Here is a 24,878-nt window from a genome sequence, read left to right as displayed (position 1 = left end):
TTTACTGCGGCTGCAGCCCGCTACCTACCGCTTTATCCCGCAGGAACATCGTCATCAGCCCCAGCCACAGCAGGCCGCCCGCCAGGTTAAACAGGCTGAACAGGCCAATGCCACCCAACTCGTAGCAATGCTTACTGAGCTCAATCCCCACCGTAAAGATCAGCATTTGCAGCATTCCCATCGCCGCAGAAACCGTGCCTTTACTCATATCACTGGCAAACAACGTCAGGCGCACCAGCCCGGCGTTGGCAAGACCAATCCCGAAGGCGTAGAAGCTTAACCCGGCGGTCATCCATAAATAAGCATGGGACGACACCACCGTCGCTGCCGCGGCCAGCACCAGACCAAACATAATCGGGTAACCACCGGCAATAATCAGCGCACGCACCGTACGACGTGAGGTCAGACGCGCCAGCACCAGGTTACCGAGGATCAACGCGCCAAAAATCGGCACCTGCAGCAGGCCATATTCATAGCTACTGGCGTGCTCGCCGCTGATGATAATGACCGGTGACTGCGCAATCCACGCCAGCAGCGGTAAACTAACAAAGCCCGTCGCCAGCGCGCCGGCAACGAAACGGCCGTTTTTCAGCACTTCGCGATAATCACGTCCCAACGCCTTGAGCGACAGCGTTTCACCTATGCGGGTCGCCGTTTCCGGCATCGATTTAAACAGCCCGACGAAAGCAATGGCCGACAGCGCCGCGAAGAGCACAAACATCCCTTCCCAGCGCGCCACGTGGATCCACGCCGCGCCCACCAGCGGCCCCAGCAGCGGTGCAATCAGCGCCACGTTGGCCATTAGCGCCGTAATCTTGATACAGGTTGCCTCGTCGAACGACTCCTGGATTGCCGCATAACCCACCGCGCCGATAAAGCACAGGCTCACCCCCTGCAAGAAGCGCAGGAACGTAAACTGCTCAATATTGTTCACCAGCAGCGTGGCAAGGCAGGTAACGATAAACCAGATAACGCCGGTCAGCATCACAGGGCGGCGGCCGATGCGGTCCGACAGCGGCCCAAGCAGCCATTGCAGGAACATCCCGCCTGCCAGATAAGCCGTCATCGAGGTCGGAACCCACTCATTGCCCGCGTTAAATTCTTTGACGACCGCAAGCATGCCCGGCTGGATCATATCGTTGCCGATATAGGTGGAAAATTCGTAGAGCACCAGACAAAGCGGGAACAGAATCGCCTTGCGCCCTAAGCGTTTCCGGGAAGAAGAAGTGTCCATATAGCTCGCATCCATCATAAAAACGCGCAAGTTTAATCAATGCGCAGTAGTGGTGATAGTTAATTATCACGCAGCTTAACAATTTCGCACAAATTGACGTTGTTAAGATTCGCTTAAGGTAGCGGGCGTTATACTCTACGCCACTTAATGCTGCACCTTAATGACAGACGCTTGTACACCGATGGCGCGATTCAGACAATGCCGCTTTACGGTCCAGGATTGGCTTCTTAAGGTGGCTGTCATAAAACCGTCATTTGCGAAACCGGAACGTTATGCTGGAAAATCTGAACAACTCGCTGTTTTTGCTGATCAACGCAACCCCAGTCTCAGCCCCATGGGCAATTTCATTTGCCACATTTATTGCTCAGGATTTGATCCTGATTGTTCCCCTGCTGGCTGCGGCTATGTGGCTCTGGGGCGAACGTCGTCAGGTTCAGGCGCAGCGCCATCTGGTGATTAAAGTCGCACTGGCCATCGCCGTCAGCCTTGCGCTGTCGTGGATGATTGGTCAGCTGTTCCCGCACGAACGTCCGTTCGTTGAGAATATCGGTCATACCTTCCTGCACCACGCGCCGGATAACTCCTTCCCAAGCGACCACGGCACGGTGATCTTCACCTTTGCGATGGCGTTTTTGTTCTGGCATCGCCTGTGGTCTGGGCTGGTGCTGATGGTGGTTGGCGTGGCGATTGCCTGGTCTCGCGTCTATCTTGGCGTCCACTGGCCGATGGATATGCTCGGCGGCTTCCTGAGCGGCCTTGTCGGCTGCATGGTGTCGCAAATGCTGTGGCAGTATATCGGTGCGACGGTTTACCCGCGCCTGCAACAGCTGTACCGCATTGTTTTCTCCGTACCTATTCGTAAAGGCTGGGTGCGTGACTAGACCTGCGCTCGCAGGTAAAATAACGCGCTGACCCCGGTATCCTTACCGGGGCATTTCCGGTAGAGGAACTATGGAAACACGACGCGACGAGCGATTGGGTCAACTGATTCAGGCACTGAAACGCAGTGATAAGCTGCATCTCAAAGAAGCGGCAGCTCTGCTTGGCGTTTCTGAAATGACGATTCGTCGCGATCTGAACAGCGAAAGTGGGCCCGTTGTGCTGCTCGGCGGCTACGTGGTGCTGGAACCGCGCAGTGTTCCACATTACCTGTTAAGCGACCAGAAAACCCGACTAGTTGAAGAGAAAAAGCGAGCGGCAGGTCACGCGGCGAAGTTACTCAAACCCCATCAGATGGCCTTCTTCGACTGTGGCACCACCACGCCGTGGATTATTGACGCCATTGATAACGACCTGCCTTTCACCGCCGTCTGCTATTCGCTGAACACCTTTCTGGCATTGCAGGATAAACCCAACTGTCGCCCCATTCTCTGCGGTGGCGAATTCCACGCCAGCAACGCCATTTTCAAACCGCTGAGCGAGCAGGATACGCTTTCACATCTTTGCCCGGACATTGCTTTCTATTCCGCAGCGGGTATCGATATTGAAATGGGCGCGACCTGTTTTAATCTTGAAGAGCTGCCGGTGAAACACTGGGCGATGCGCCAGGCGCGCTACCATGTGCTGGTAGCGGATCACAGCAAGTTTGGCAAAGTGCGCCCGGCCCGTATGGGTGAGCTGACGCGCTTTGATGTGATTGCCAGCGATACCTGCCCGGATGATGAGCTGGTCGCGCTGGCAAAACAGCAGCAAATTTCGCTGCTGTATTAGCGGGATATTACGAGAACCAGCTACCAAACCATTCGTGGAATTTCATCAGCACGAAGTCCATCATGCGGCTGAAGAAGCCGCCCTCTTCGACCGCTTCCATGACAATCAGCGGACGCTGTTCAATGGTTTTGTCGTTAAGCTTGAAGTCGATAGTCCCTACAACCTGGCCTTTGGTTAACGGCGCGGTCAGCTGCGGCTGCGTCAGGGTGTAGCTGGCCTTCAGGTTTTTGAGCTGACCTTTCGGAATGGTCACCGAACCGGCTTCCCCTGCTCCCAGATTCACCTCGTTCTTATCACCAAACCAGACGCGCTGGCTGATGAAAGTGGCATCCGGCTTGATTGGCGTGACGGTTTCATAGAACCGGAAGCCCCAGGTCAGCAGTTTTTCCGACTCATTAAAGCGCACACGGTCACTTTTGGTGCCCAGCACCACCGCAATCAGGCGCATATCGCCCTGAGTGGCCGACGACACCAGGTTATAGCCCGCCCCCGCCGTGGTACCGGTTTTCACGCCGTCGACGTTAAGGTTAGAGCTCCACAGCAGACGGTTACGGTTCGGCTGGCGGATATTGTTGAAGGTGAACTCTTTCTCTTTATGTACCGCGTACTCTTCCGGTACATCGTGGATCATCGCTTTGGTCAGCAGCGCCATATCGCGCGCGGTGCTGTACTGCCCCGGCGCATCCAGGCCGTGAACGGTTTTGAAGGTGGTATTGGTGAGGCCAATTTTCTGCGCGTAGCCGTTCATCAGGCTGACGAAAGAGTCCTGGCTGCCGGCAACGTAGTCGGCAATGGCGATGCTGGCATCGTTGCCCGACTGGATAATCACCCCTTTATTGAGGTTCTCAACCGACACCTGCTCGCCTGGCTTAAGGAACATCACCGAAGAGCCGCGTAGCGCCGGGTTGCCGGTGGCCCACGCGTCGCGTCCGATGGTCACCATATCGGTCAGCTTGATTTTATTCGCCTTCAGCGCCTGACCGACCACGTAGCTGGTCATGATTTTTGTCAGGCTGGCCGGATCGAGCTTCTCATCGGCATTGCCCTCTGTCAGGACCTTACCGCTGGCGTAATCCATTAATATAAAGGCACGAGCGTCGATTGCTGGCGCGTCCGGAAGTTGTTCCGCCGCCTGCACCGCCGGTGCCACTAAAAGTAAAAGCGCTGAGCCTGCCATCAGGCTCTTGAAGGAGTTAGCGTTACACATCATAAAAGCCACCCAAGTATCCATTCCCAAAAACGCGCCACGACAGTACCGTGCTGCACCAGGCCGTGAGTAATAACGTAGAAACTCTCTTAAAGAAACAGTGAGTTGGTAAAGTTTTTTAAGTTTACGCAAGATCCCCTGGTTGTGCTGAAAACCTGACATTTTTTTTGATCGAGATTGCGTAAGCGTTTACTTTGGCCCACATTTAATCTCTGCTAAAAAAACGGGAGTCGATATGCTAACGCTGTGGGGAAGAAATAACTCAACGAACGTGAAAAAAGTGCGCTGGACGCTGGCTGAGCTTGGCCTGCCGTATGAGCAAATTATGGCTGGCCAGGGATTTGGCGTGAACCGCGACGCGGCCTATCTGGCGCTCAACCCTAACGGCCTGGTACCGATGCTGAAAGACGGCGACGACGTGCTGTGGGAATCGAACTCCATCGTACGCTACCTGGCGGCACAATACGGTGCAGAGAGTCTGTGGCAAGCGCAGCCTGTTCAACGGGCGAAAAGCGAAAAGTGGATGGACTGGGCCAACGAAACCCTATCTCCGGTGCACCGTAAAATTCTCTTCGGGCTGGTGAGAACCCCGGTAGAGCAGCGCAACATGGATGAAATCAACGCGGCAATTGAAGCCTGCGAACCGCTGCTGGCTATCCTGGATAACACCCTGGCAAACCAAACCTGGCTTTCCGGCGACCAGTTTGGCGTGGGCGATATCGCCGTCGCGCCGTTTGTCTATAACGTGCTGGAAACCGTCAAAACCTGGCAGCCGCGGCCGCACCTGGCGCGCTGGTATCAGCAGTTGGCCGAGCGTCCCGCCTTCCGCGACGTGGTGATGATCCCGGTCAGTTAATCTCCTCAGGTGCGCTGGCTACTCCCGCGCACCTGCAATTTCCCTACCAGCCGGACATGCGCCGCCGTATCATCCCCTTCGCACAGGTAGTTCACCGCCATTCTGCCCAGTTCGCTATAGGCTAGCTGTACGCTGGTCAACGCCGGGGTCAACTGATGCGCAATGCGCTGATCGTCATAACCACACACCAGCACGTCGCGCGGAATGGCAATATTGAGCGTGGCGAGCGCCTGATAGCAGCCGAGGGTCATCCAGTCACTGGCGCAGAAAATAGCCTGCGGCGGCTCCGGCAAATGCATCAGCTCAAGCGTGGCGTTAAAGGTGGCATTGAGCGACCAGTCGGTCTGTTTAATCAGCGCCTCGTCCACCGCGATACCGGCCTGCTCCAGCGTCTGGCGATAGCCTTCCAGGCGCAGTACGCTGGCATCCATCCAGTCATCGCCCATGATATGCGCAATGCGCGTAATGCCCTGCGACAGCAGATGGTTGACTATCTGGCAGGCGTTGGCGCGGTCATCAGGAAGAAAGGTCGGCAGCAGCGGGCGCTGCGGGTCGTACTGGTTTAACAGCACCACCGGCTTATGTATAAGCGCGTCGAACGGCGAAAAATCAAAGGCACGAGTCACCGGACTTGCCAGAATCACCCCTGCGCAGGGGCGCTGGTCAAGCTGGCGCAAAATGTGCGCCGCCATCTCCAGATCGTCGCCGTAGTCATAAACGGTCAGCAGGGTATCCCGCTGCCAGGCGGCGGAAACCGCGTCGCTGATGGCCTCAACGAAGGGATCGTAGTTCGGCATCCCGCACAGCAGCAGGGCAATTTCTTCCTGCCCTTCCTGACGATGAGGCACAATGATCTTTTGATAGCCCAGCGCCGTCGCCGCGGCATAGACGCGTTCGCGGGTAGCCTCACTCAGGCGAATCGCCCGGCTATTGTTGAGTACCAGAGAAACCGTCGCCTGCGAAACGCCCGCCTCCCTGGCAATATCACTCATCGTTATTTTGTTTTTCTTGGCCATGTTCGCTCCTTGTCGCCGCCGACTATAGCACAGTTATCCCACGCTTTTTTTGTGAACAACTCAACACTTCAACCGCATCAGGATTGCGCCTTGCACCATAGTTAATAAATATTAGCTAATAATTATTACCAAGGAGAAAAACTATGCACTCGCAATGGCGCGAATCGCAGGCGCAGGCCTGGTATCAACAGCACGGCTGGGCATGCGGCTTTAACTATTTGCCGCGCAGCGCGGTCAACTGGACTGAGATGTGGCAGGCAGAGACTTTCGATGCGGCGACCATCGACCAGGAGCTGGGCTGGGCGCATGACTACGGCTACAACGCGCTGCGTACCAATCTGCCGTTTATCGTCTGGGAAGCCGACCGCGACGGCCTGCTGACGCGCATCGACACCTTTTTGACGCTGGCGAAAAAGCACCAGATTCAGGTGATGCTGACGCTGATGGACGACTGCGGTTTCTCCGGCGACGAGCCGTACCTCGGCCCACAAAAACCCCCGCGCGAGGGCGTGCATAACAGTCAGGCAGCGGCAAGCCCTGGCCGGGCCATCGTAATGGACCCGGCACAATGGCCGCGCGTAGAAGCCTACGTCCGCGACGTGCTCAGTCATTTTAAAAACGACGAGCGCATCACCATTTGGGATCTCTATAACGAACCAGGCAACCGCGGCATTAACCTGTCCCCCACCGAATCGACCGAGTATGACGAAGCGCTGGAAGCCTTCGCGCTGGAGCTGATGACTGCCACCTTTGGCTGGGCGCGTGAAGTTGGCCCGAGCCAGCCGCTCACCGTAGGCGCGTGGCACATTGACCATCAGCAGTACGGCACGCTACAGCACCCGATTGATATTGCGGCGCTGCGGTTATCCGACATCATCAGCTACCACAACTACAACAATGCCGCCCGCCAGCTCGGCGTACTGGAAAGCCTGACGGCATACCAGCGCCCAGTGCTCTGCACCGAATGGCTAGCGCGGCATATGGACTGCACGTTCAGCGAGCAGCTGCCGCTGTTCTGCGCTTTCGATACCGGCTGCTATCAATGGGGGCTGGTACAGGGCAAAACGCAGACCTGGATCCCATGGACCAGCGTCAATAGAGATCACCCCGATCCTCACTCGCTGTGGTTCCACGATGTGCTGACACCCGACGGCAAACCATGGTGTGAAGAGGAAATGCAGTTGGTGAAAGCGCTCACTGGCTACCGCCAGACGCGTCGTTAATTGTGATACACGGAGGGTTCATCCATGAAAAAATCAGCCTTGTTCCTGCTTGCCTGCTGCGGTTTCGGTGCGATGCCCATCGCGCACAGCGCCGATCAGGTGGAACTCCGTTTTGCCTGGTGGGGCGGTAAGGCCCGTAACCAGGCCACCTTAAAAGCGCTGGATGCTTTTGAAGCCAAATACCCGAACATTAAAGTGAAGGCGGAGTACACCGGCTGGGACGGTTTCTACTCGCGCCTGACCACCCAGATTAATAGCAACACCGAAGCCGACGTCATCCAGACCAACTGGAACTGGCTGACGCTGTTGTCGAAAACCGGCGATGGTTTTTACGATCTCAACAAACTGCGCCAGCCCATTGGCCTCGACCAGTACTCTCCCGCCGCGCTCGCCAGCACGACGGTGAACGGAAAGGTCAACGCCATCCCGATTTCCGCCAACGTGATGCTGTTTTACTACAATGCCGCCACCTGGCAAAAAGCTGGCGTGCCGCTGCCGAAAAGCTGGGACGATTTGCTGAAAGCCGGGCCGGTATTTAAAGAAAAGCTCGGCGATAGCTACTATCCGCTGATCCTGACCGAGCAGGACTCGCTGTTACTCCTGAACTCCTGGGTCTACCAGGGCAACCAGAAGCCGATGGTGGATGAGAAAACCCGTAAGCTCGGCTGGAACCATGACGATCTGGTGCAGGCCTTCACCTTTTACCGCCAACTAGTAGCGGCACACGCCGTACCGGATGCCCGCACGATGGCCTCATACGGTAAAGGCGTCGCTTATGAAATGAAGCCGTGGATTAACGGCGAATGGGGCGGCATCTATAACTGGAACGTCCTGTACACCGCCGAGTCGCAGAACCTGAGTCATCCCGACGACCTGGTGATGGGTGATTATCCGATGCGCGAAGGCGCCAAAGATGCCGGGCAGTTTAATAAGACTGCGCTGATGCTTTCCATCAGTAAAAATACCCGCCATCCGCAGGAAGCGGCGCTGCTGATTAATTTCCTGATGAGCGAAAAAGAAGGCGTGGTGCCTGTGGGCCTGGAGCGCGGCGTACCGCTGAGCAAGGCCGGGGCACAGATTCTGCGTGACGCGGGGCTGCTAAAAGAGAATGACCCGGTACTCACCGGGCTGACGCAATCGGCTTCATTACCGAATCACGCGAAGGCGCTTCCCTATCTTGAAGACCCGCAGTTCACCGCCCTCTTCCTGGCCGCGCTGCAAAGTATCGACTACGGCAAGGCAACCGTCGACCAGGCGGCAACCAGCTTTGAAGAGCAGGCAAACCGTATTCTGCGGCGAATCATGCGCTAAGGGAAAGAATCATAGACAGGGGGACAAACGTCCCCCTGATGTTAAGCGTGAGTCATTGGTGATTCAGCATCCAGCTTACGAATGCTGTTCGTCAACGCCGTCAGGCAGCGCTCAAGCGTTTCCACGTTAACCGCAATATAAGACGGGCAGTCGTAACGCCCCGTCATCAAGCACACGGCCGCGGAAGCGATAGCCTCGCCCGCCTGCCGCATCATTTCCAGTTCTTTACGCGAACTACACCGCGTAAGCGGTACAACGTTACCCCGTAGTTCGCAACACAGTTCGAGCAGGTTAGTACGCAGATGATCGTTATCACCGACTGACATATACCCCTTTGCCTTTCTGAGCTGCAAATAGGCATCAAGGTCAATTCGCGCATTGATGAGTCGCCTCATCATCTGGCGTTTCAGTTTGCTATCCGTCATGCATTTACCTCCCTTGCCACCCATTGGCTATTTCATTATGAGATTACTTAACGGAAGGAATGCTGCGCGATATCAACAATTCATCATTCATAACACTTTTAACAAAATGGCAATGAATCTGGAAGCACGATCGACCTGGACGGTGAAACGAGAGTGAATACGGGCGATGGGTTCACGAACACATTGCCGGATGGCGGCTTCGTCTTATCCAGCCTACATTAGCTCCAAATTGTAGGCCGGATAAGCGTCGCGCCATCCGGCAACATCACCCTTTCAATTTCGGATCCAGCGCATCGCGCAGACCGTCACCCAGCAGGTTAAACGCCAGCACCGTCAGGAAGATCGCCAGCGCCGGGAAGACCGCGACGTGTGGCGCAATCACCATGTCCGCGCGTGCTTCGTTGAGCATCGCCCCCCATTCCGGCGTAGGCGGCTGGGCGCCGAGGCCGAGGAACGACAGGCTGGCGGCGGAGATAATCGACACCCCAATGCGCATGGTGAAATAGACCACAATGGAGGAGACCGTGCCGGGCAGAATATGCTGGAACAGGATCACGCGATCGCTGGCGCCGATGCTGCGCGCCGACTCGATAAAGGTCTGCTGTTTCAGCACCAGCGTGTTACCACGCACCAGACGCGCAAAGGCCGGAACCGAGAAAATCGCCACCGCGATTATCACGTTGGTCATGCCGCTGCCCATAATCGCCACCACGGCAATCGCCAGCAGAATGCCGGGGAAGGCAAACAGCACGTCGCAGATGCGCATGATGATGCGGTCCCACCAGCCTTCGTAGTAGCCCGCCAGCAGCCCAAGCACGGTGCCAATCAGCGAACCAATCAGTACCGCAAACACGCCCGCGGTGAGTGAGATTTGCGCACCGACCAGTACCCGGCTGAAGATATCCCGCCCCAGCGAGTCTACGCCGAACCAGTGGATCAGCGACGGGCCGTCGTTCAGGCGGTCGTAGTCGAAGTAGTTTTCCGCATCAAACGGCGCAATCCACGGTGCGACCACCGCCACGATAATCAGCAGCAGAACGAAAATACCGGAAGCCATCGCCACCGGCTGCTGACGAAAGCGCCGCCAGAATTCACGCCACGGCGTGCGCGGAACGCCCGCCTGCATCACCGGCATGGCGTTAAGTACAGCCTGTCGACGCCAATTGAATAATCGCACGTTATTTATACCTGATAGCCGGGTTAATGGCGGCGTAGAGCACATCCACCACTAAGTTGATAAGAATAAACTCCAGTGAGAACAGCAGCACCTCGGCCTGAATCACCGGGTAATCGCGCATCTCCACCGAATCCACCAGCAGGCGTCCAAGCCCCGGCCAGTTAAAGACTTTTTCCACCACAATCGAGCCGCCGAGCAGGAAGCCAAACTGCAGCCCCATCATCGTCACGACCGGGATCATGGCGTTACGTAGCCCGTGCTTTAGCACCACCACTTTTTCACTCACCCCTTTGGCGCGGGCGGTGCGCATATAGTCTTCATTGAGCACGTCAACAAACGAGGCGCGGGTAAAGCGCGCCATCACCGAGGCCACGGCGGCACCGAGGGTGATTGACGGCAGAATGTAGTGCCGCCAGCTGTCGGCACCCACGGTGGGCAGCCAGCCAAGCTCGACGGAGAAAATTTGCATCAGCAGCATACCCAGCGCAAACGCCGGGAAGGAGATCCCGGTGACCGCCAGCGCCATCCCAAGGCGATCCGGCCAGCGGTTGCGCCACACGGCGGCGGCAATCCCGGCGGCCATACCAAAAATCACTGCCCACACCATGCTGGCGAGGGTCAGAAAAAGCGTTGGCAGGAAACGGCTCGCTATCTCTTCAGATACCGGACGGCGTGACACCATCGACATGCCAAAATCGCCCTGTACAGCGTGGGTAATGTAGTGCCAGAACTGAACGTACAGCGGCTGGTCCAGCCCTAACTGCTGGCGAACCATCGCGATAACCTGCGCGTCCGCCTCCGGCCCGGCAATCAGCCGCGCTGGGTCACCGGGAAGCATATGGACAAATAAAAACACCAGCACCGCCACGATAAACAGCGTCGGGATCAGGCCGAGCAGGCGTTTGATAACATAGTTAAGCATGACTCTCCTTGCCGTAAGCTCCCTGCGCCATCACGACGCAGGGAGACGTCGCTTACTTCAAATCCGCATCGTCAAAGCTAAAGCCCGTGTCCGGCATAATATAGAACCCGGTCAATGACTTGCTGTGCGCCGATACCAGTTTCTCTACCACCAGCGGCACCCACGGCGACTCTTTCCAGATAATATCCTGAGCCTCTTTATAGAGCCGCGCTTTTTCTTTCGCATCCGTGGTTTGCAGCGCCGCCGTCAGATCTTTATCCACCTGTGGGTTGCTGTAGAACGCGGTATTAAACTGCGTTGGCGGCCAGTTCGAGGAAGCAAACAGCGGCGACAGCGCCCAGTCGGCTTCGCCCGTTGAGGCGGACCAGCCGGTGTAGAACATTCTCACCCCGCTCTCTTTCTGCCCTTTGGCTTCCACTTCCGCCGCGCGCTGACCGGCATCCATCGCCGTCACCTGCGCCTTAATGCCAATTTGCGCCAGCTGCTGTTGGGTAAACTGCAGTACCTTCTGCGCGGTACTGTGGTTGTGCGACGACCACAGCGTGGTGCTAAAGCCGTTCGGGTAGCCCGCCTCTTTCAGCAACGCTTTGGCTTTTGCCGGGTCGTACGGCCACGGCTGATACTGCTGAGCGTAGGCGATTGACGGAGGTACGACACCGGTCGCTGGCGTGGCGTAGCCCGCGAAGGCCACCTTCACCAGCGCCTGGCGGTTGATGGCGTAGTTAATCGCTTCGCGCACCTTCGGGTTATCAAACGGCTTTTGCGTCACGTTCATGCTGATATAACGCTGCATGATAGACGGGCTGGCCACCAGCTCAAGCTGGCTATTTTTAGCCAGCAGCGCCGCCTGCTCATAAGGAATTGGGAAGGCAAACTGCGCTTCGCCGGTTTGCAGCATCGCCGCGCGGGTATTGTTATCGACAACCGGACGCCAGGTAATAGAGTCCAGCTTCGGCAGCCCTTGCTGCCAGTAGCCAGCAAATTTACTGACCTTCACAAAGTCGGTCTGATTCCAGGTGTCGAGCTTATACGGCCCGGTCCCCACCGGATGGAAGCCAATCTCGTTGCCATATTTCTTCAGCGCCGCAGGCGAAATCATCGCCGTCGCCGGGTGGGCGAGAATGTTGATAAACGCCGAGAACGGCTGCTTTAAGGTCACTTTTACCGTATGGTCATCAACGACCTCGGTTTTATCGATATTTTTGTACAGGTTATAGCGCTTAAGGTGGCTATCCGGGTTGCTGGCGCGATCGAGGTTAATCTTCACCGCTTCGGCGTTAAAATCGGTGCCGTCCTGGAATTTCACCCCCTGACGCAGCTTAAGCGTGTAGACCTTGCCGTCGTCAGAAACGGTATAGCTCTCAGCCAGGACATTTTGCAGCTTCATCTCTTTATCGAGGCCAAACAGCCCCTGATAGAACGATTTCGCCACCGCCTGCGAGAGCGTGTCGTTGGCATCATATGGGTCAAGCGTGGTGAAATTGGAGCCTACCGCCACGACCACATCTTTTGCCGCGAACGCGGGAGAAGCCGCCAGCGCGGAAGCCACGCCCAGTGCGACCAGCCATTTACGTGAAACGCGTTGTGTCATGTTGTCCCCTGCCTATGGTTTTATTATCGATTTATCAGCGCACTGCTTGCCGGTTCACGGGCCACATAGTGCCCCGGTGAAACCTGCTGCAAATTAATGGGTTCGACTTCTTCACCCCGTTTATAGATATTGCCCGGCAGTTCGTCCGATAGCAGCACGCGCTGCGGCCGCCGATGCGCCGGGTCCGCCACCGGAACGGCGGAGAGCAGCTTGCGCGTGTACGGATGCTGCGGGTTTTCAAACACCGCGCGGCGCGGACCAATTTCCACGATGCGCCCGCGATACATCACCGCCACACGGTGGCTGATACGCTCCACCACCGCCATATCATGCGAAATAAACAGAAACGCGATGCCCATTTCCCGCTGCAATGACAGCAACAGGTTGATGATTTGCGCGCGAATCGAGACGTCCAGCGCCGAGACTGATTCATCGGCGATCACCACCTTCGGGTTCAACGCCAGCGCACGGGCAATACAGATGCGCTGCCGCTGGCCGCCGGAAAACTCGTGCGGGTAGCGCCAGGCATGCTCAGGTTGCAGACCGACGCGCTGCAATAGCCACTCCACCCGCTGCTGCAGCGCCTCGCCTTTCAACTCGCCATGGATACGCAGCGGCTCCATAATCGAGAAGCCTACGGTGTGGCGCGGGTCGAGCGAGGCGTACGGGTCCTGGAAGATAAACTGAATATCGCGGCGCAACGGCTGAAGCTGATGGGCTGAAAGCGTATCAATGCGCTCGCCGTTAAAGGTAATGGTGCCGCTTTGCGACTCAACCAGTCGCAGCAGCGCCCGCCCGGTGGTTGATTTCCCGCAGCCGGACTCGCCCACCAGTGACAGCGTCTCCCCCGGCCATAAATCAAAGCTGACGTTCTCTACCGCGTGTACTTCGCGGTTGACGCGGTTCAGAATGCCGCCGCGCAGCGGAAAACGCGTCACCAGGTTACGCACCTTGAGAATCGGCTGACCCTCAACAACGGTGTCTTGCTGCTGCGGTTCACTTTCCGGTGCATTGAAATCCGGGAAGCTTTTAGGATAGTCGCTGCCGCGCATTGCGCCCAGGCGTGGTACAGCCGCCAGCAAACGACGCGTGTACGGGTGCTGGGGCGCGGTAAAGATCTCGTCCACCAGCCCGCTTTCGACCACTTCGCCCTGATGCATCACCAGCACCCGGTCGGCAATCTCCGCCACTACGCCCATGTCGTGAGTGATAAAAATCACCCCCATCGACATCTCTTTTTGCAGTACATCTATCAGTTGCAGGATCTGCGCCTGAATGGTCACGTCCAGTGCGGTAGTCGGCTCGTCGGCAATCAGCACCGCCGGGCGGCACGACAGCGCCATCGCAATCATCACTCGCTGGCGCATCCCGCCGGAGAGCTGATGCGGATAGCGCGAGAGCATGGCCTGCGCTTCCGGAATGCGCACCTTATCGAGCATTTTCTTCGCCTCGGCCAGCGCCTCTTCGCGCCCGAGCCCCTGATGCAGGCGAATCGACTCGGCAATCTGTTCACCGATGGTAAACACCGGGTTCAGCGAGGTCATCGGCTCCTGGAAAATCATGGCGATATCGGCACCGCGCACGCTGCGCATTTGCGCCGACGTCTGCTCCTGAAGATCAATCACTTCTCGATTGCGGCGACGCAGCAGCAGGCTATCAATGCTCACCTGGCTGCCGGACTGCTCCAGCAGGCGCATTAATGAGAGCGCCGTGACCGATTTCCCCGAGCCGGATTCCCCCACAATCGCCAGCGTTTCACCGCGATTAAGATGAAAAGAGAGCTGATGCACGGCGCGCACGGGCTGCCCGTCCTGACGAAACGTCACGTTCAGGTTATCAACGCTCAGCACCTGCGCGTTATCAAGCTCATCGGAATGCGGCACGGTAACTCCTTCTATTCCTTATAGATACCAATCGTCGGCGTATCACCGGCGTAGGCCCAGGCGCGGTACATGCCTTCGCTGTTAAACGGCAGCACCACGTTGCCTTCGCGGTCGATGGCGATGAGGCCACCGCTGCCGCCAAGCGCAGGCAGTTTTTCCATCACCACGCGCTCGCAAGCCTCATAAAGGCTGAGGTTGCCGTACTCCATCAGCGCGGCAATATCGTACGCCGCGAGCGTACGGATAAAGACTTCGCCCGTGCCGGTACAAGAGACCGCGACGCTGGCGTTGTTGGCATAACACCCCGCCCCCACCAGCGGGCTATCGCCCACCCGGCCGGGCAGTTTATTGGTCATCCCGCCGGTCGAGGTAGCCGCCGCCAGGTTGCCGTTGAGATCCAGGGCGACAGCGCCCACCGTGCCCATCTTTTGCTGTTCATCCAGCGGAGCGGCATCGTGGTCGAGAATAAAATCGCCGTTGCTGCGCGCCACCAGCAGCTGCTGGAAGCGCTCGTCGGTGGAGAAGAGTGAATTGTTCACCAGCTCCATCCCCTGTGACTGCGCAAAGGCTTCCGCCCCCTCGCCAATCAACATCACGTGTGGACTATTTTCCAACACGCTTCTGGCCGCCAGCACTGGATTGCGCAGATGTTTTACCCCGGCAACGGCCCCCGCCTGCAGCGAGTACCCGTCCATCACGCAGGCGTCCAGCTCATGCGTTTCGTCTGAGGTGAACACCGCGCCAATCCCGGCGTTAAACAGCGGGCACTCCTCAAGCTGACGTACCGCTTCGGTGACCGCATCCAGCGCGCTCGTGCCCGATTCAAGCATCTTTTGTACGCTTTCCACGATGTCGGAAAGCGCCGTGACGTATTGTTGTTCTTTTTCTGCCGATAGCTGGCTGCGGCTAATCGCGCCTGCCCCGCCGTGTATTGCAATGACTGCCTTGCCCATTGAGCCATCCCTTACGTCATTTTCTTTATATACACTTCATCCTTCAAACTGCCTCTGCGTTGGCTGCGTTCGCTCACCCCAGTCACTTACTTTAGTAAGCTCCTGGGGATTCACTCACTTGCCGCCTTGACGCAGCTTGAACGATTTTGTGTATAAATATCATTATAGTGTCTCTGTTCCTATATCAATTTTGAATATAGAAATAGCGTTCCATGTAGTGAGGTACACCACAGGTGGCATACTGTCGGTAAGGCTTTTCTGCCATAATGTGCGCATTCGAACGTTTCCCGCAGGAGTTTACCCATGGATTTTACCGCCGGACTGATGTCGCTTGATACCGCGTTGAGCCAAATGCTAGATCAGATTACCCCGCTGCACGAGCGCGAGTCGGTACCGCTGCTGAAGGCTTTTGGTCGCATTACCGCGAGCGATGTTGTCTCCCCGTTGGACGTACCGGGTTTTGATAACTCGGCGATGGATGGCTACGCGGTACGTCTCGCTGACCTCGCGGCGCAAACGCCGCTCGCGGTGGCAGGTAAGGCTTTTGCCGGACAACCCTTCCACGGTGAATGGCCAGCCGGTACCTGCATTCGCATTATGACCGGCGCGCCGGTGCCCGCGGGTTGCGATGCGGTGGTGATGCAGGAAGAAACCGAGCAAACCGACGACGGCATTCGTTTTACCGCCCACGTTAAAGCCAACCAGAACATTCGTCGTCGCGGTGAAGACATCGCAAACGGCGCGGTAGTGTTCCCGGCCGGAACCCGTTTAACCGTCGCCGAACTGCCGGTGCTGGCGTCGCTCGGCATTGCCGAGGTGGACGTGGTACGTAAAATTCGCGTCGCGCTGTTCTCCACCGGCGATGAGCTGCAACTGCCGGGCCAGCCGCTGGGCGACGGGCAAATCTATGACACCAACCGTCTGGCGGTGCACCTGATGCTGGAACAGCTGGGCTGCGAGGTGATTAACCTTGGCATCATCCGCGACGACCCGGAACAGCTGCGCCAGACCTTTATCCAGGCGGACGAGCAGGCCGACGTGGTTATCAGCTCCGGCGGCGTTTCCGTTGGTGAAGCCGACTACACCAAAACCATCCTCGATGAACTCGGTGAAATCAGCTTCTGGAAGCTCGCCATCAAACCGGGCAAACCGTTCGCCTTTGGTAAACTCAACCACAGCTGGTTCTGCGGCCTGCCGGGCAACCCGGTCTCCGCCGCGCTGACCTTCTATCAGCTGGTGCAGCCTTTACTGGCGAAACTGAGTGCCGGTAGCGTAGCAACCCAGGCGCCGCGCCTGCGCGTACGCACCACCGACCGCCTGAAAAAATCGCCGGGCCGCCTCGACTTCCAGCGCGGCCTGCTGACCCGCAATGAAAACGGCGAACTGACCGTATCTACCACCGGTCATCAGGGTTCCCACATCTTCAGCTCGTTCAGCCAGGGCAACTGCTTTATCGTGCTGGAGCGCGAGCGCGGTCACGTTGAGCCGGGCGAATGGGTAGAGGTGGAGCCGTTTAACCATCTGCTGGGAGGCCTGTAATGGCGGAGGAGCTTAGCGACGCGGAGATGATGCGCTATAACCGGCAAATCATCCTGCGCGATTTCGATTTTGATGGGCAGGAGCGGCTGAAAGCGGCTCGCGTACTGGTCGTCGGCCTCGGCGGGCTAGGCTGCGCGGCCACGCAGTATCTCGCTGCCGCAGGCGTGGGCGAGCTGACGCTGCTCGATTTCGATACCGTTTCGCTCTCCAACCTACAGCGCCAGACGCTGCACAGCGATGCCACCATCGGTCAGCCGAAGGTGGACTCCGCTCGCGAGGCGCTGGCGCGCATTAACCCACACGTTAAGCTGAATACGCTGAATGCAATGCTGGAAGACGCGGCGCTGTGGGCGCAGATTGCCGAACACGACCTGGTGCTCGACTGTACCGACAACGTGGCCATTCGCAATCAGCTTAACGCAGGCTGCTTCCAGCACAAAATTCCGCTGGTTTCCGGAGCGGCAATTCGTATGGAAGGCCAGATCAGCGTCTTTACGTATCAGAATGGCGAGCCGTGCTACCGCTGCCTGAGCCGTCTGTTCGGCGAGAACGCGTTAACCTGCGTGGAGGCTGGTGTGATGTCACCGTTGGTTGGCGTGATTGGCGCGATGCAGGCGATGGAAGCGATTAAAGTACTGGCGCATTACGGGGTGCCCGCAGCGGGGAAAATCGTGATGTACGACGCGATGCGCTGCCAGTTCAGAGAGATGAAGCTGATGCGTAGCCCGACGTGCGAGGTGTGCGGGCAGGCTTTGGCGTAATCCCCGAATCGATTGTAGCCCGGCCGAGCGAAGCGACGCCGGGAATCGGCTCCGAGCTGCCCCGGGGTCGGCATCAATGCCTCACCCGGGCTACGCGTTACAGCGACGTACGTCCAAATGCCGTCTGCCAGTCCTGTTCAAACTTCGCGACTGCCGCATCAACCGCCGGATAGCTAATCAATTGCTGTGCCACATCAAGCGGCAGCGTGATGGACTGGCAGCCTGCCAGCAGGCAGTCCAGCGCCTGGCGCGGCGTTTTAAAGCTCGCGGCCAGCACTTTCGACTGTGGTGCGTGCAACGTCAGCAGGTCCTGCAATTCACACACCGTCTGAATACCGTTGCCGCCCTGGGCATCGACGCGGTTGACGTAAGGCGCGACATATTCCGCCCCCGCCAGCGCCGACAGCAGTCCCTGCGCCGCACCGTAAACGGCAGTACCGAGCGTCGGGATCCCTTCCGCTTTCAGCAGCTTAATCGCTGCCAGACCTTCCGCCGTCACCGGCACTTTAACGACCAGATCCGGAATAATCGCCCGTAGCTTGCGTGCGTCAGCCACCATGCCATCCGCCGTGGTCGCCATCACCTGGGCAAACAGACGGCCTTTACCGCCCATGGCGTCCAGCAGTTCTGGCAACAATGCATCGAGCGGCGTCTTACCTGCCGCGACAATGCTTGGGTTTGTGGTCACGCCAGCCAGTGGGAAAATACGCGCCAGCTTCTTCACTGCGGCGACGTCGGAGGTGTCGAGATAGAGTTCCATGATGTGTCCTTAAACCGTGATATTGAGCATGGAATAACACTACCACAGCAAAACCTCTTCTTAAGTTGACGCACGTCAAGATAACTTTCATTCGAAAGTATTTTAATCTTTATACGAAAGAAGAGGGCAGCATATGATTTTCAATATTCAGCGCTATTCCACCCACGATGGTCCAGGCATCCGCACCGTAGTCTTCCTGAAAGGATGCTCGCTCGGCTGTCGCTGGTGCCAGAACCCAGAAAGCCGCTCCCGCGAACAGGATCTGCTGTTCGACCCGCGTCTGTGCCTGGATGGCTGCGACCTGTGCCAGAAAGCCGCACCGTCGGTCATTGAACGTGCGCTTAACGGGCTGGTTATCCATCGGGAAAAGCTGGATGACGCCCACCTTGCCACGTTGACCACCTGCTGCCCAACCCAGGCGTTGACCGTCTGCGGGGAAGCAAAAAGCGCTGAAGAGATTATGGCCACCGTGCTGCGCGACAAACCGTTTTACGACCGCAGCGGCGGCGGCATGACCCTTTCCGGCGGCGAACCGTTTATGAACCCGGAACTGGCGCTCACGCTGCTAAAAAGCGCTCACGACCAGGGGATTCATACCGCCGTTGAGACCTGTCTGCACGTGCCATGGCGCTATCTTGAGCCCGCGTTGCCTTACATCGACCTGTTCCTGGCTGACCTCAAGCACGTCGATGAAGCACGCTTTAAGCAGTGGACCGACGGCTCAGCAAAGCGCGTGCTCGACAACCTGAAACGACTGGCCGCCGCTGGCAAACAGGTCACGCTGCGCGTGCCGCTGATTCAGGGCTTTAACGCCGACGAAACCTCCATTAAAGCGATTACCGATTTTGCCGCCGACGAAATGCCCGGCGTGCGCGAAATTCATTTTTTGCCTTACCACACGCTCGGCATCAATAAATATGCCCTGCTCGGCCTTCCCTACTTCGCACCCGATAAGCCGCTGAATGACCCTGAGCTGCTGGATTTTGCTCAACAGTATGCCGGTGAAAAAGGGTTAACAGCGACACTACGAGGATAAAACGATGACCACTCTGAAACTCGATAAACTGACCGACCGCATTCAGGCCCACAAAAACGCGCTGGTGCATATCGTGAAGCCGCCGGTGTGTACCGAACGTGCGCGTCACTATACCGAAGCCTATCAGCAGCATCTCGACAAGCCGATTCCGGTACGCCGCGCGCTGGCGCTGGCCCATCACCTCGCAGAGCGGACTATCTGGATCAAACACGACGAGCTGATCATCGGTAACCAGGCCAGTGAAGTGCGCGCCGCGCCTATCTTCCCGGAATATACCGTCAGCTGGATTGAAAAAGAGATCGACGATCTGGCGGATCGCCCAGGCGCAGGCTTTGCGGTGAGCGAAGAGAACAAACGCGTACTGCACGAAGTATGCCCTTGGTGGCGCGGCCAGACCGTACAGGACCGCTGCTACGGGATGTTCACCGACGAACAAAAAGCGCTGCTGGCAACCGGTATCATCAAAGCCGAAGGTAACATGACCTCCGGCGATGCCCACCTGGCGGTGAACTTCCCGCTGCTGTTGGAAAAAGGCCTCGACGGTATGCGCGCGAAAGTGGCCGAACGCCGCACCCGCATTAACCTGACCGTGCTGGAAGACCTGCACGGCGACCAGTTCCTGAAAGCTATTGATATCGTGCTGGACGCGGTGAGCCTGCACATCAAACGTTTCGCTGAACTGGCGCGCACAATGGCAGCCGAAGAGATTCGTGAAAGCCGTCGCGATGAACTGCTGGCGATGGCGGAAAACTGCGACGTGATTGCCCACGAGCCGCCGAAAACCTTCTGGCAGGCGCTGCAGCTGTGCTACTTCATTCAGTTGATTCTGCAAATTGAGTCCAACGGCCACTCGGTGTCGTTTGCCCGCATGGACCAGTATCTCTACCCGTACTACCGTCGTGACGTTGAACTGGAACAAACGCTGGACCGCGAACATGCAATCGAGCTGCTGCACAGCTGCTGGCTGAAGCTGCTGGAAGTGAATAAGATTCGCTCCGGCTCGCACTCCAAAGCCTCCGCCGGTAGTCCGCTGTATCAGAACGTCACCATCGGCGGCCAAAAACTGATAAACGGCGAAGCGCTGGACGCGGTGAACCCTCTCTCCTATGCCATCCTCGAATCCTGCGGACGTCTGCGCTCCACCCAGCCAAACCTGAGCGTGCGCTACCACGCGGGCATGAGCAACGACTTCCTCGACGCCTGCGTGCAGGTGATTCGCTGCGGCTTCGGCATGCCAGCATTCAACAACGATGAAATCGTTATCCCGGAATTTATTAAGCTCGGCGTCGAACCGGAAGATGCCTACGACTATGCGGCAATCGGCTGCATCGAAACCGCCGTCGGCGGCAAATGGGGCTACCGCTGCACCGGCATGAGCTTTATCAACTTTGCCCGCGTGATGCTGGCGGCGATGGAAGGCGGCCGCGATGCCACCAGCGGTAAGGTGTTCCTGCCACAGGAGCACGCGCTGTCGCAGGGCAACTTCGCCAACTTCGAGCAGATGCTGGCCGACTGGGACACCCAGATTCGCTATTACACCCGTAAATCGATTGAGATTGAGTACGTGGTCGATACCATGCTGGAAGAAAACGTGCACGATATTCTGTGCTCGGCGCTGGTTGACGACTGTATCGAGCGGGCGAAAAGCATCAAACAGGGCGGCGCGAAGTATGACTGGGTTTCCGGCCTGCAGGTGGGTATCGCCAACCTCGGCAACAGCCTGGCGGCGGTGAAAAAGCTGGTCTTCGATCAGGGGCTGATTGGTCAGCAGGAGCTGGCAAAAGCGCTGGCGGAAGACTACGACGGCCTGACCCACGAGCAGCTACGTCAGCGTTTGATCAACGGCGCGCCGAAGTACGGCAACGATGATGACAGCGTCGACACCCTGCTGGCCCGCGCCTACCAGACCTATATCGACGAGCTGAAGCAGTATCACAACCCACGCTACGGCCGTGGCCCGATTGGCGGCAACTACTACGCAGGGACATCCTCTATCTCTGCAAACGTACCGTTTGGCGCACAAACCATGGCAACGCCGGACGGCCGTAAGGCAAAAACGCCGCTTGCCGAAGGCGCCAGCCCGGCTTCCGGTACCGACCATCTCGGTCCAACGGCGGTGATTAGCTCCGTGGGTAAACTGCCGACCTCCGCGATTCTTGGCGGCGTGCTGTTAAACCAGAAGCTGAACCCGGCAACGCTCGAGAATGAGAGCGATAAACAGAAGCTGATGGCGCTGCTGCGCACCTTCTTCGAGGTGCACAAAGGCTGGCACATTCAGTACAACATCGTGTCACGCGAAACGCTGCTGGAAGCGAAGAAACATCCGGATCGGTACCGTGATTTAGTGGTGCGCGTGGCGGGGTATTCGGCGTTCTTTACCGCGCTGTCGCCGGATGCGCAGGACGATATTATTGCCCGTACGGAGCACACGCTGTAGTTCGGTTTTTCCCCCTCACCCTGACCCTCTCCCCAATGGGGAGAGGGAACCGATCGGCGTTGTCGATAAGCAGTTAGCCCGGGCGAACATAGTGACCCTGGGTTTTCTTTCGAATGAAATAAATTTGTGCTTTAGCTCACATTGTAATTAAATTGTTTCTGGCCGAAGTTACCCCAGGAGCATCCCGCATGACCGTTAAAGTTATCGTCACAGATATGGACGGAACTTTTCTTAATGACGCCAAGACCTACGACCGTTCACGGTTTCTGGCGCAGTTTGAACAGCTTCAACAACGTGGCATCGAATTCGTCGTTGCCAGCGGCAACCAGTATTACCAGCTGATTACCTTCTTCCCTGAAATCCGCGATCGCATCTCTTTTGTCGCCGAAAACGGCGCGTTGGTGTACGAGCACGGGCAGCAGCTTTTCCACGGTGAGCTGACAAAGCATGAGTATCAGGTGGTGATTGGTGAACTGCTGAAAGACCCGCAGATGTATTTCGTCGCCTGCGGTCTGGAGAGCGCCTACATCAGCGAAAGCGCCCCGGATGCCCTGGTCGAACTGATGTCCAAACACTACTACCGCTTAAAGCGCGTGGCGAACTTCCACGACGTCGACGACAAGATGTTCAAATTCTCGCTGAACCTGCCGGACAGCGATATTCCTGAGCTAATTGATAAGCTGCACGTCTCTCTCGACGGCATTATGAAACCCGTCACCAGCGGCTTCGGCTTTGTCGATCTCATTATTCCAGGCCTGCACAAAGCCAACGGCATCAGCCGTCTGCTGAAACGCTGGCAGCTTTCACCGCAGCAGTGCGTGGCGATTGGCGACAGCGGCAACGACGCCGAAATGCTGAAGCTTGTGAAGTACGCCTTCGCCATGGGCAACGCGGGCGAGAGCATTAAAGCGATCGCCGACTACCAGACCGACGATAACAACCACGACGGCGCGCTGAATGTGATTCAGGCCGTGCTGGACGGCTCCGCACCTTTCTAATTCTCTCCCTTTGTAGGCCTGATAAGCGCAGCGCCATCAGGCGCCTCCGAGCACATTGCCGGATGGCGGCGTTGCCTTATCCGGCCTACTTTTCCCCTTCGTGATCTGATGCAAGAATTTAAACTTGCATTAACTTTATTTTAACTTAAAGTATCACCTGTAATACATTTCACTTTCGAACGAAAGATTGCGAGGTTGATATGACGATGACATTTACCCACGAAACGCTGCCCGCTGACCCGAAAGCGGCGATTCGCCAGATGAAGCAGGCGCTGCGTGCACAGATTGGCGATGTGCAGGCGGTATTTGACCGTCTGAGCGCCACCATTGAAGCCCGCGTGGCAGAAATTAACGCGCTGAAAGCTGAGGATCAGCCAGTATGGCCGGAGATCCCATATGCAGAGCTTGCCGCCGGGAAAATCACGGACGCGACTCGCGCTGAAGTGAAACGCCGCGGCTGCGCGGTGATTAAAGGTCATTTCCCTCGCGAACAGGCGCTGGCCTGGGATCGTTCGATGCTCGACTATCTCGACCTCAACCGCTTTGACGACGTCTACAAAGGGCCAGGCGACACCTTCTTCGGGTCGCTTGATGCATCACGCCCGGAAATTTATCCCATCTACTGGTCACAGGCGCAAATGCAGGCTCGCCAGAGCCCGGAAATGGCGAAGGCACAGTCGTTCCTGAACCACCTGTGGCAGGTTTCAAGCGAAGGTAAGCAGTGGTTTAACCCGGATATCAGCGTTATCTACCCGGACCGTATTCGCCGCCGCCCACCGGGCACCACGTCAAAAGGTTTGGGCGCGCATACCGACTCCGGCGCGCTGGAGCGCTGGCTGCTACCGGCCTACCAGCAGGTGTTTGCCAACGTGTTTAACGGCAATATTGAACAGTACGATCCGTGGAACGCCGCGCACCGCACCGATGTGGAAGAGTACACCGTGGATAACACCACCAAATGCTCGGTATTCCGCACCTTCCAGGGCTGGACGGCGCTCTCCGATATGATTCCCGATCAGGGATTGCTGCACGTGGTGCCGATTCCCGAAGCGATGGCCTACGTACTGCTGCGTCCGCTGCTTGATGACGTTCCGGACGACGAACTCTGCGGCGTCGCGCCGGGCAAAGTACTGCCGATTTCCGAGAAGTGGCACCCGCTGTTAATCAGCGCGCTGACCGCCATTCCCGCCATTGAGGCCGGGGATTCAGTATGGTGGCACTGCGACGTAATTCACTCGGTGGCACCGGTCGAAAATCAGCAAGGCTGGGGTAACGTGATGTATATTCCGGCAGCACCGATGTGCGCGAAAAACCTCGCCTACGCCCATAAGGTGAAGGCTGCACTGGAGCGCGGCGCCTCGCCGGGCGATTTCCCGCGTGAAGACTACGAAGCCGACTGGCAAGGGCGTTTCACCCTCGCCGACCTCAACATTCACGGCAAGCGCGCGCTCGGTATCGACGGCTGATTGTCGTATAGCCCTTCCCGCTCCACGGCGGTGTGCCCTTTTCCGGGGCGCACCCGTCTGACCGATTCCCGCACCGCCAGCCGCCCATGCAGCAGCAGCGAGCCGACCGGCGCATCCGGGCGAATTAACCGCTGTTGCAGCATCTGCACCGCCTCAACACCCAGCTCATCGCGCGGGACGTGAACCGCTGTTAGCGGGACATCTTCAATCGCCGCCAGGTTAAAACCGTCGATGCTCATTACCGAAACGTCCTGCGGCACGCGCAGCCCACGCTGGCGCAGCGCGTTGATGGTGCCTGCCGCCATAAAATCACCACCGACCAGGAACGCCGTCGGCATCGGGCGGCTACCCAATGCGTCAAGCCACGCCCCCA

At 57.6% G+C, this 24,878-nt stretch carries 22 protein-coding genes; 11 read left to right on the top strand and 11 right to left on the bottom strand.

From position 1 onward, the window contains the following. Position 1: 1 nt before the first annotated feature. Complete coding sequence (locus GKAS_RS11970) at positions 2-1,234, bottom strand: MFS transporter (RefSeq protein WP_035894508.1); 1,233 nt, start codon at positions 1,232-1,234, stop codon at positions 2-4. Between the two features lie 272 nt (positions 1,235-1,506). Here GKAS_RS11970 and ybjG point away from each other — a divergent pair, with 272 nt between their 5' ends. Then, positions 1,507-2,115, top strand: a complete 609-nt coding sequence (ybjG, locus tag GKAS_RS11965; protein WP_035894499.1) for an undecaprenyl-diphosphate phosphatase — start codon at positions 1,507-1,509, stop codon at positions 2,113-2,115. 70 nt (positions 2,116-2,185) lie between these two features. Continuing rightward, positions 2,186-2,944 (top strand): DNA-binding transcriptional repressor DeoR, encoded by a 759-nt coding sequence (gene deoR, locus GKAS_RS11960; RefSeq protein WP_035894498.1) that lies wholly within the window; start codon positions 2,186-2,188, stop codon positions 2,942-2,944. Positions 2,945-2,951: 7 nt separating this feature from the next. Here the strand turns inward: deoR and dacC are convergent, their stop codons facing one another. Next, complete coding sequence (gene dacC, locus GKAS_RS11955; protein WP_035894507.1) at positions 2,952-4,154, bottom strand: serine-type D-Ala-D-Ala carboxypeptidase; 1,203 nt, start codon at positions 4,152-4,154, stop codon at positions 2,952-2,954. 232 nt (positions 4,155-4,386) lie between these two features. Here dacC and GKAS_RS11950 point away from each other — a divergent pair, with 232 nt between their 5' ends. Then, entirely contained in the window at positions 4,387-5,007 is a 621-nt protein-coding gene (locus GKAS_RS11950) for a glutathione S-transferase family protein (protein WP_035894497.1), read from the top strand. A gap of 5 nt (positions 5,008-5,012) precedes the next feature. Here GKAS_RS11950 and GKAS_RS11945 read toward each other — a convergent pair whose 3' ends face one another. Beyond that, positions 5,013-6,023: a LacI family DNA-binding transcriptional regulator gene (locus GKAS_RS11945; RefSeq protein WP_035894496.1), complete on the bottom strand. Its 1,011-nt coding sequence runs from the start codon at positions 6,021-6,023 to the stop codon at positions 5,013-5,015. 143 nt (positions 6,024-6,166) lie between these two features. Here GKAS_RS11945 and GKAS_RS11940 point away from each other — a divergent pair, with 143 nt between their 5' ends. Further along, complete coding sequence (locus GKAS_RS11940) at positions 6,167-7,246, top strand: glycoside hydrolase 5 family protein (protein ID WP_035894494.1); 1,080 nt, start codon at positions 6,167-6,169, stop codon at positions 7,244-7,246. 24 nt (positions 7,247-7,270) lie between these two features. After that, positions 7,271-8,557, top strand: a complete 1,287-nt coding sequence (locus tag GKAS_RS11935) for an ABC transporter substrate-binding protein (protein WP_035894493.1) — start codon at positions 7,271-7,273, stop codon at positions 8,555-8,557. Positions 8,558-8,598: 41 nt separating this feature from the next. Here the strand turns inward: GKAS_RS11935 and GKAS_RS11930 are convergent, their stop codons facing one another. From GKAS_RS11930 to iaaA, 6 genes are all read right to left on the bottom strand, one after another. Next, positions 8,599-8,982, bottom strand: coding sequence for a biofilm formation regulator BssR (locus GKAS_RS11930; protein ID WP_035894492.1), 384 nt, complete (start codon positions 8,980-8,982; stop codon positions 8,599-8,601). 265 nt (positions 8,983-9,247) lie between these two features. Beyond that, positions 9,248-10,159 carry a glutathione ABC transporter permease GsiD gene (gsiD, locus tag GKAS_RS11925; protein WP_035894491.1) on the bottom strand — a complete coding sequence of 304 codons (912 nt, stop codon included), beginning with the start codon at positions 10,157-10,159 and terminating at the stop codon, positions 9,248-9,250. Position 10,160: 1 nt separating this feature from the next. Then, positions 10,161-11,081 (bottom strand): glutathione ABC transporter permease GsiC, encoded by a 921-nt coding sequence (gene gsiC, locus GKAS_RS11920; protein ID WP_035894490.1) that lies wholly within the window; start codon positions 11,079-11,081, stop codon positions 10,161-10,163. A gap of 52 nt (positions 11,082-11,133) precedes the next feature. Continuing rightward, positions 11,134-12,672, bottom strand: a complete 1,539-nt coding sequence (gsiB, locus tag GKAS_RS11915) for a glutathione ABC transporter substrate-binding protein GsiB (RefSeq protein ID WP_035894489.1) — start codon at positions 12,670-12,672, stop codon at positions 11,134-11,136. Positions 12,673-12,695: 23 nt separating this feature from the next. Then, entirely contained in the window at positions 12,696-14,555 is a 1,860-nt protein-coding gene (gene gsiA, locus GKAS_RS11910) for a glutathione ABC transporter ATP-binding protein GsiA (protein WP_035894488.1), read from the bottom strand. A gap of 11 nt (positions 14,556-14,566) precedes the next feature. Beyond that, entirely contained in the window at positions 14,567-15,508 is a 942-nt protein-coding gene (gene iaaA, locus GKAS_RS11905; RefSeq protein ID WP_035894487.1) for a beta-aspartyl-peptidase, read from the bottom strand. A gap of 303 nt (positions 15,509-15,811) precedes the next feature. Here iaaA and moeA point away from each other — a divergent pair, with 303 nt between their 5' ends. After that, positions 15,812-17,047: a molybdopterin molybdotransferase MoeA gene (gene moeA, locus GKAS_RS11900; RefSeq protein WP_035894486.1), complete on the top strand. Its 1,236-nt coding sequence runs from the start codon at positions 15,812-15,814 to the stop codon at positions 17,045-17,047. Beyond that, on the top strand, positions 17,047-17,808 hold the full coding sequence (gene moeB, locus GKAS_RS11895) for a molybdopterin-synthase adenylyltransferase MoeB (protein WP_035894485.1): 762 nt from the start codon (positions 17,047-17,049) through the stop codon (positions 17,806-17,808). The genes moeA and moeB overlap by 1 nt, the downstream gene beginning before the upstream one ends. A gap of 97 nt (positions 17,809-17,905) precedes the next feature. On the opposite strand, the gene fsa is transcribed toward moeB, so the two are convergent. Further along, positions 17,906-18,568: a fructose-6-phosphate aldolase gene (gene fsa, locus GKAS_RS11890; protein ID WP_035894484.1), complete on the bottom strand. Its 663-nt coding sequence runs from the start codon at positions 18,566-18,568 to the stop codon at positions 17,906-17,908. Between the two features lie 133 nt (positions 18,569-18,701). On the opposite strand from fsa, the gene GKAS_RS11885 reads away from it, so the two are divergent. The 4 genes from GKAS_RS11885 to GKAS_RS11870 all read left to right on the top strand — a co-directional run bounded on the left by GKAS_RS11885 (position 18,702) and on the right by GKAS_RS11870 (position 24,505). Next, positions 18,702-19,604, top strand: coding sequence for a glycyl-radical enzyme activating protein (locus GKAS_RS11885; RefSeq protein ID WP_035894483.1), 903 nt, complete (start codon positions 18,702-18,704; stop codon positions 19,602-19,604). Positions 19,605-19,608: 4 nt separating this feature from the next. Continuing rightward, positions 19,609-22,041: a formate C-acetyltransferase/glycerol dehydratase family glycyl radical enzyme gene (locus GKAS_RS11880; RefSeq protein WP_035894482.1), complete on the top strand. Its 2,433-nt coding sequence runs from the start codon at positions 19,609-19,611 to the stop codon at positions 22,039-22,041. Positions 22,042-22,229: 188 nt separating this feature from the next. Beyond that, the gene (locus tag GKAS_RS11875) at positions 22,230-23,039 is read left to right on the top strand and encodes a Cof-type HAD-IIB family hydrolase (RefSeq protein WP_035894481.1); all 810 of its coding nucleotides are present in this window, start codon (positions 22,230-22,232) and stop codon (positions 23,037-23,039) included. Positions 23,040-23,239: 200 nt separating this feature from the next. Beyond that, on the top strand, positions 23,240-24,505 hold the full coding sequence (locus GKAS_RS11870; RefSeq protein WP_035894480.1) for a DUF1479 domain-containing protein: 1,266 nt from the start codon (positions 23,240-23,242) through the stop codon (positions 24,503-24,505). Here GKAS_RS11870 and GKAS_RS11865 read toward each other — a convergent pair. Then, positions 24,472-24,878: substrate-binding domain-containing protein (locus GKAS_RS11865; protein ID WP_035894479.1), on the bottom strand; the 407-nt coding region annotated here is incomplete at its 5' end. The two genes, GKAS_RS11870 and GKAS_RS11865, sit on opposite strands and share 34 nt — an antisense overlap.

The organism is Kluyvera ascorbata ATCC 33433 (assembly GCF_000735365.1).
GTDB classification, from domain to species: Bacteria; Pseudomonadota; Gammaproteobacteria; order Enterobacterales; family Enterobacteriaceae; genus Kluyvera; species Kluyvera ascorbata.
This window is presented reverse-complemented; position numbering and strand designations above follow the sequence as displayed.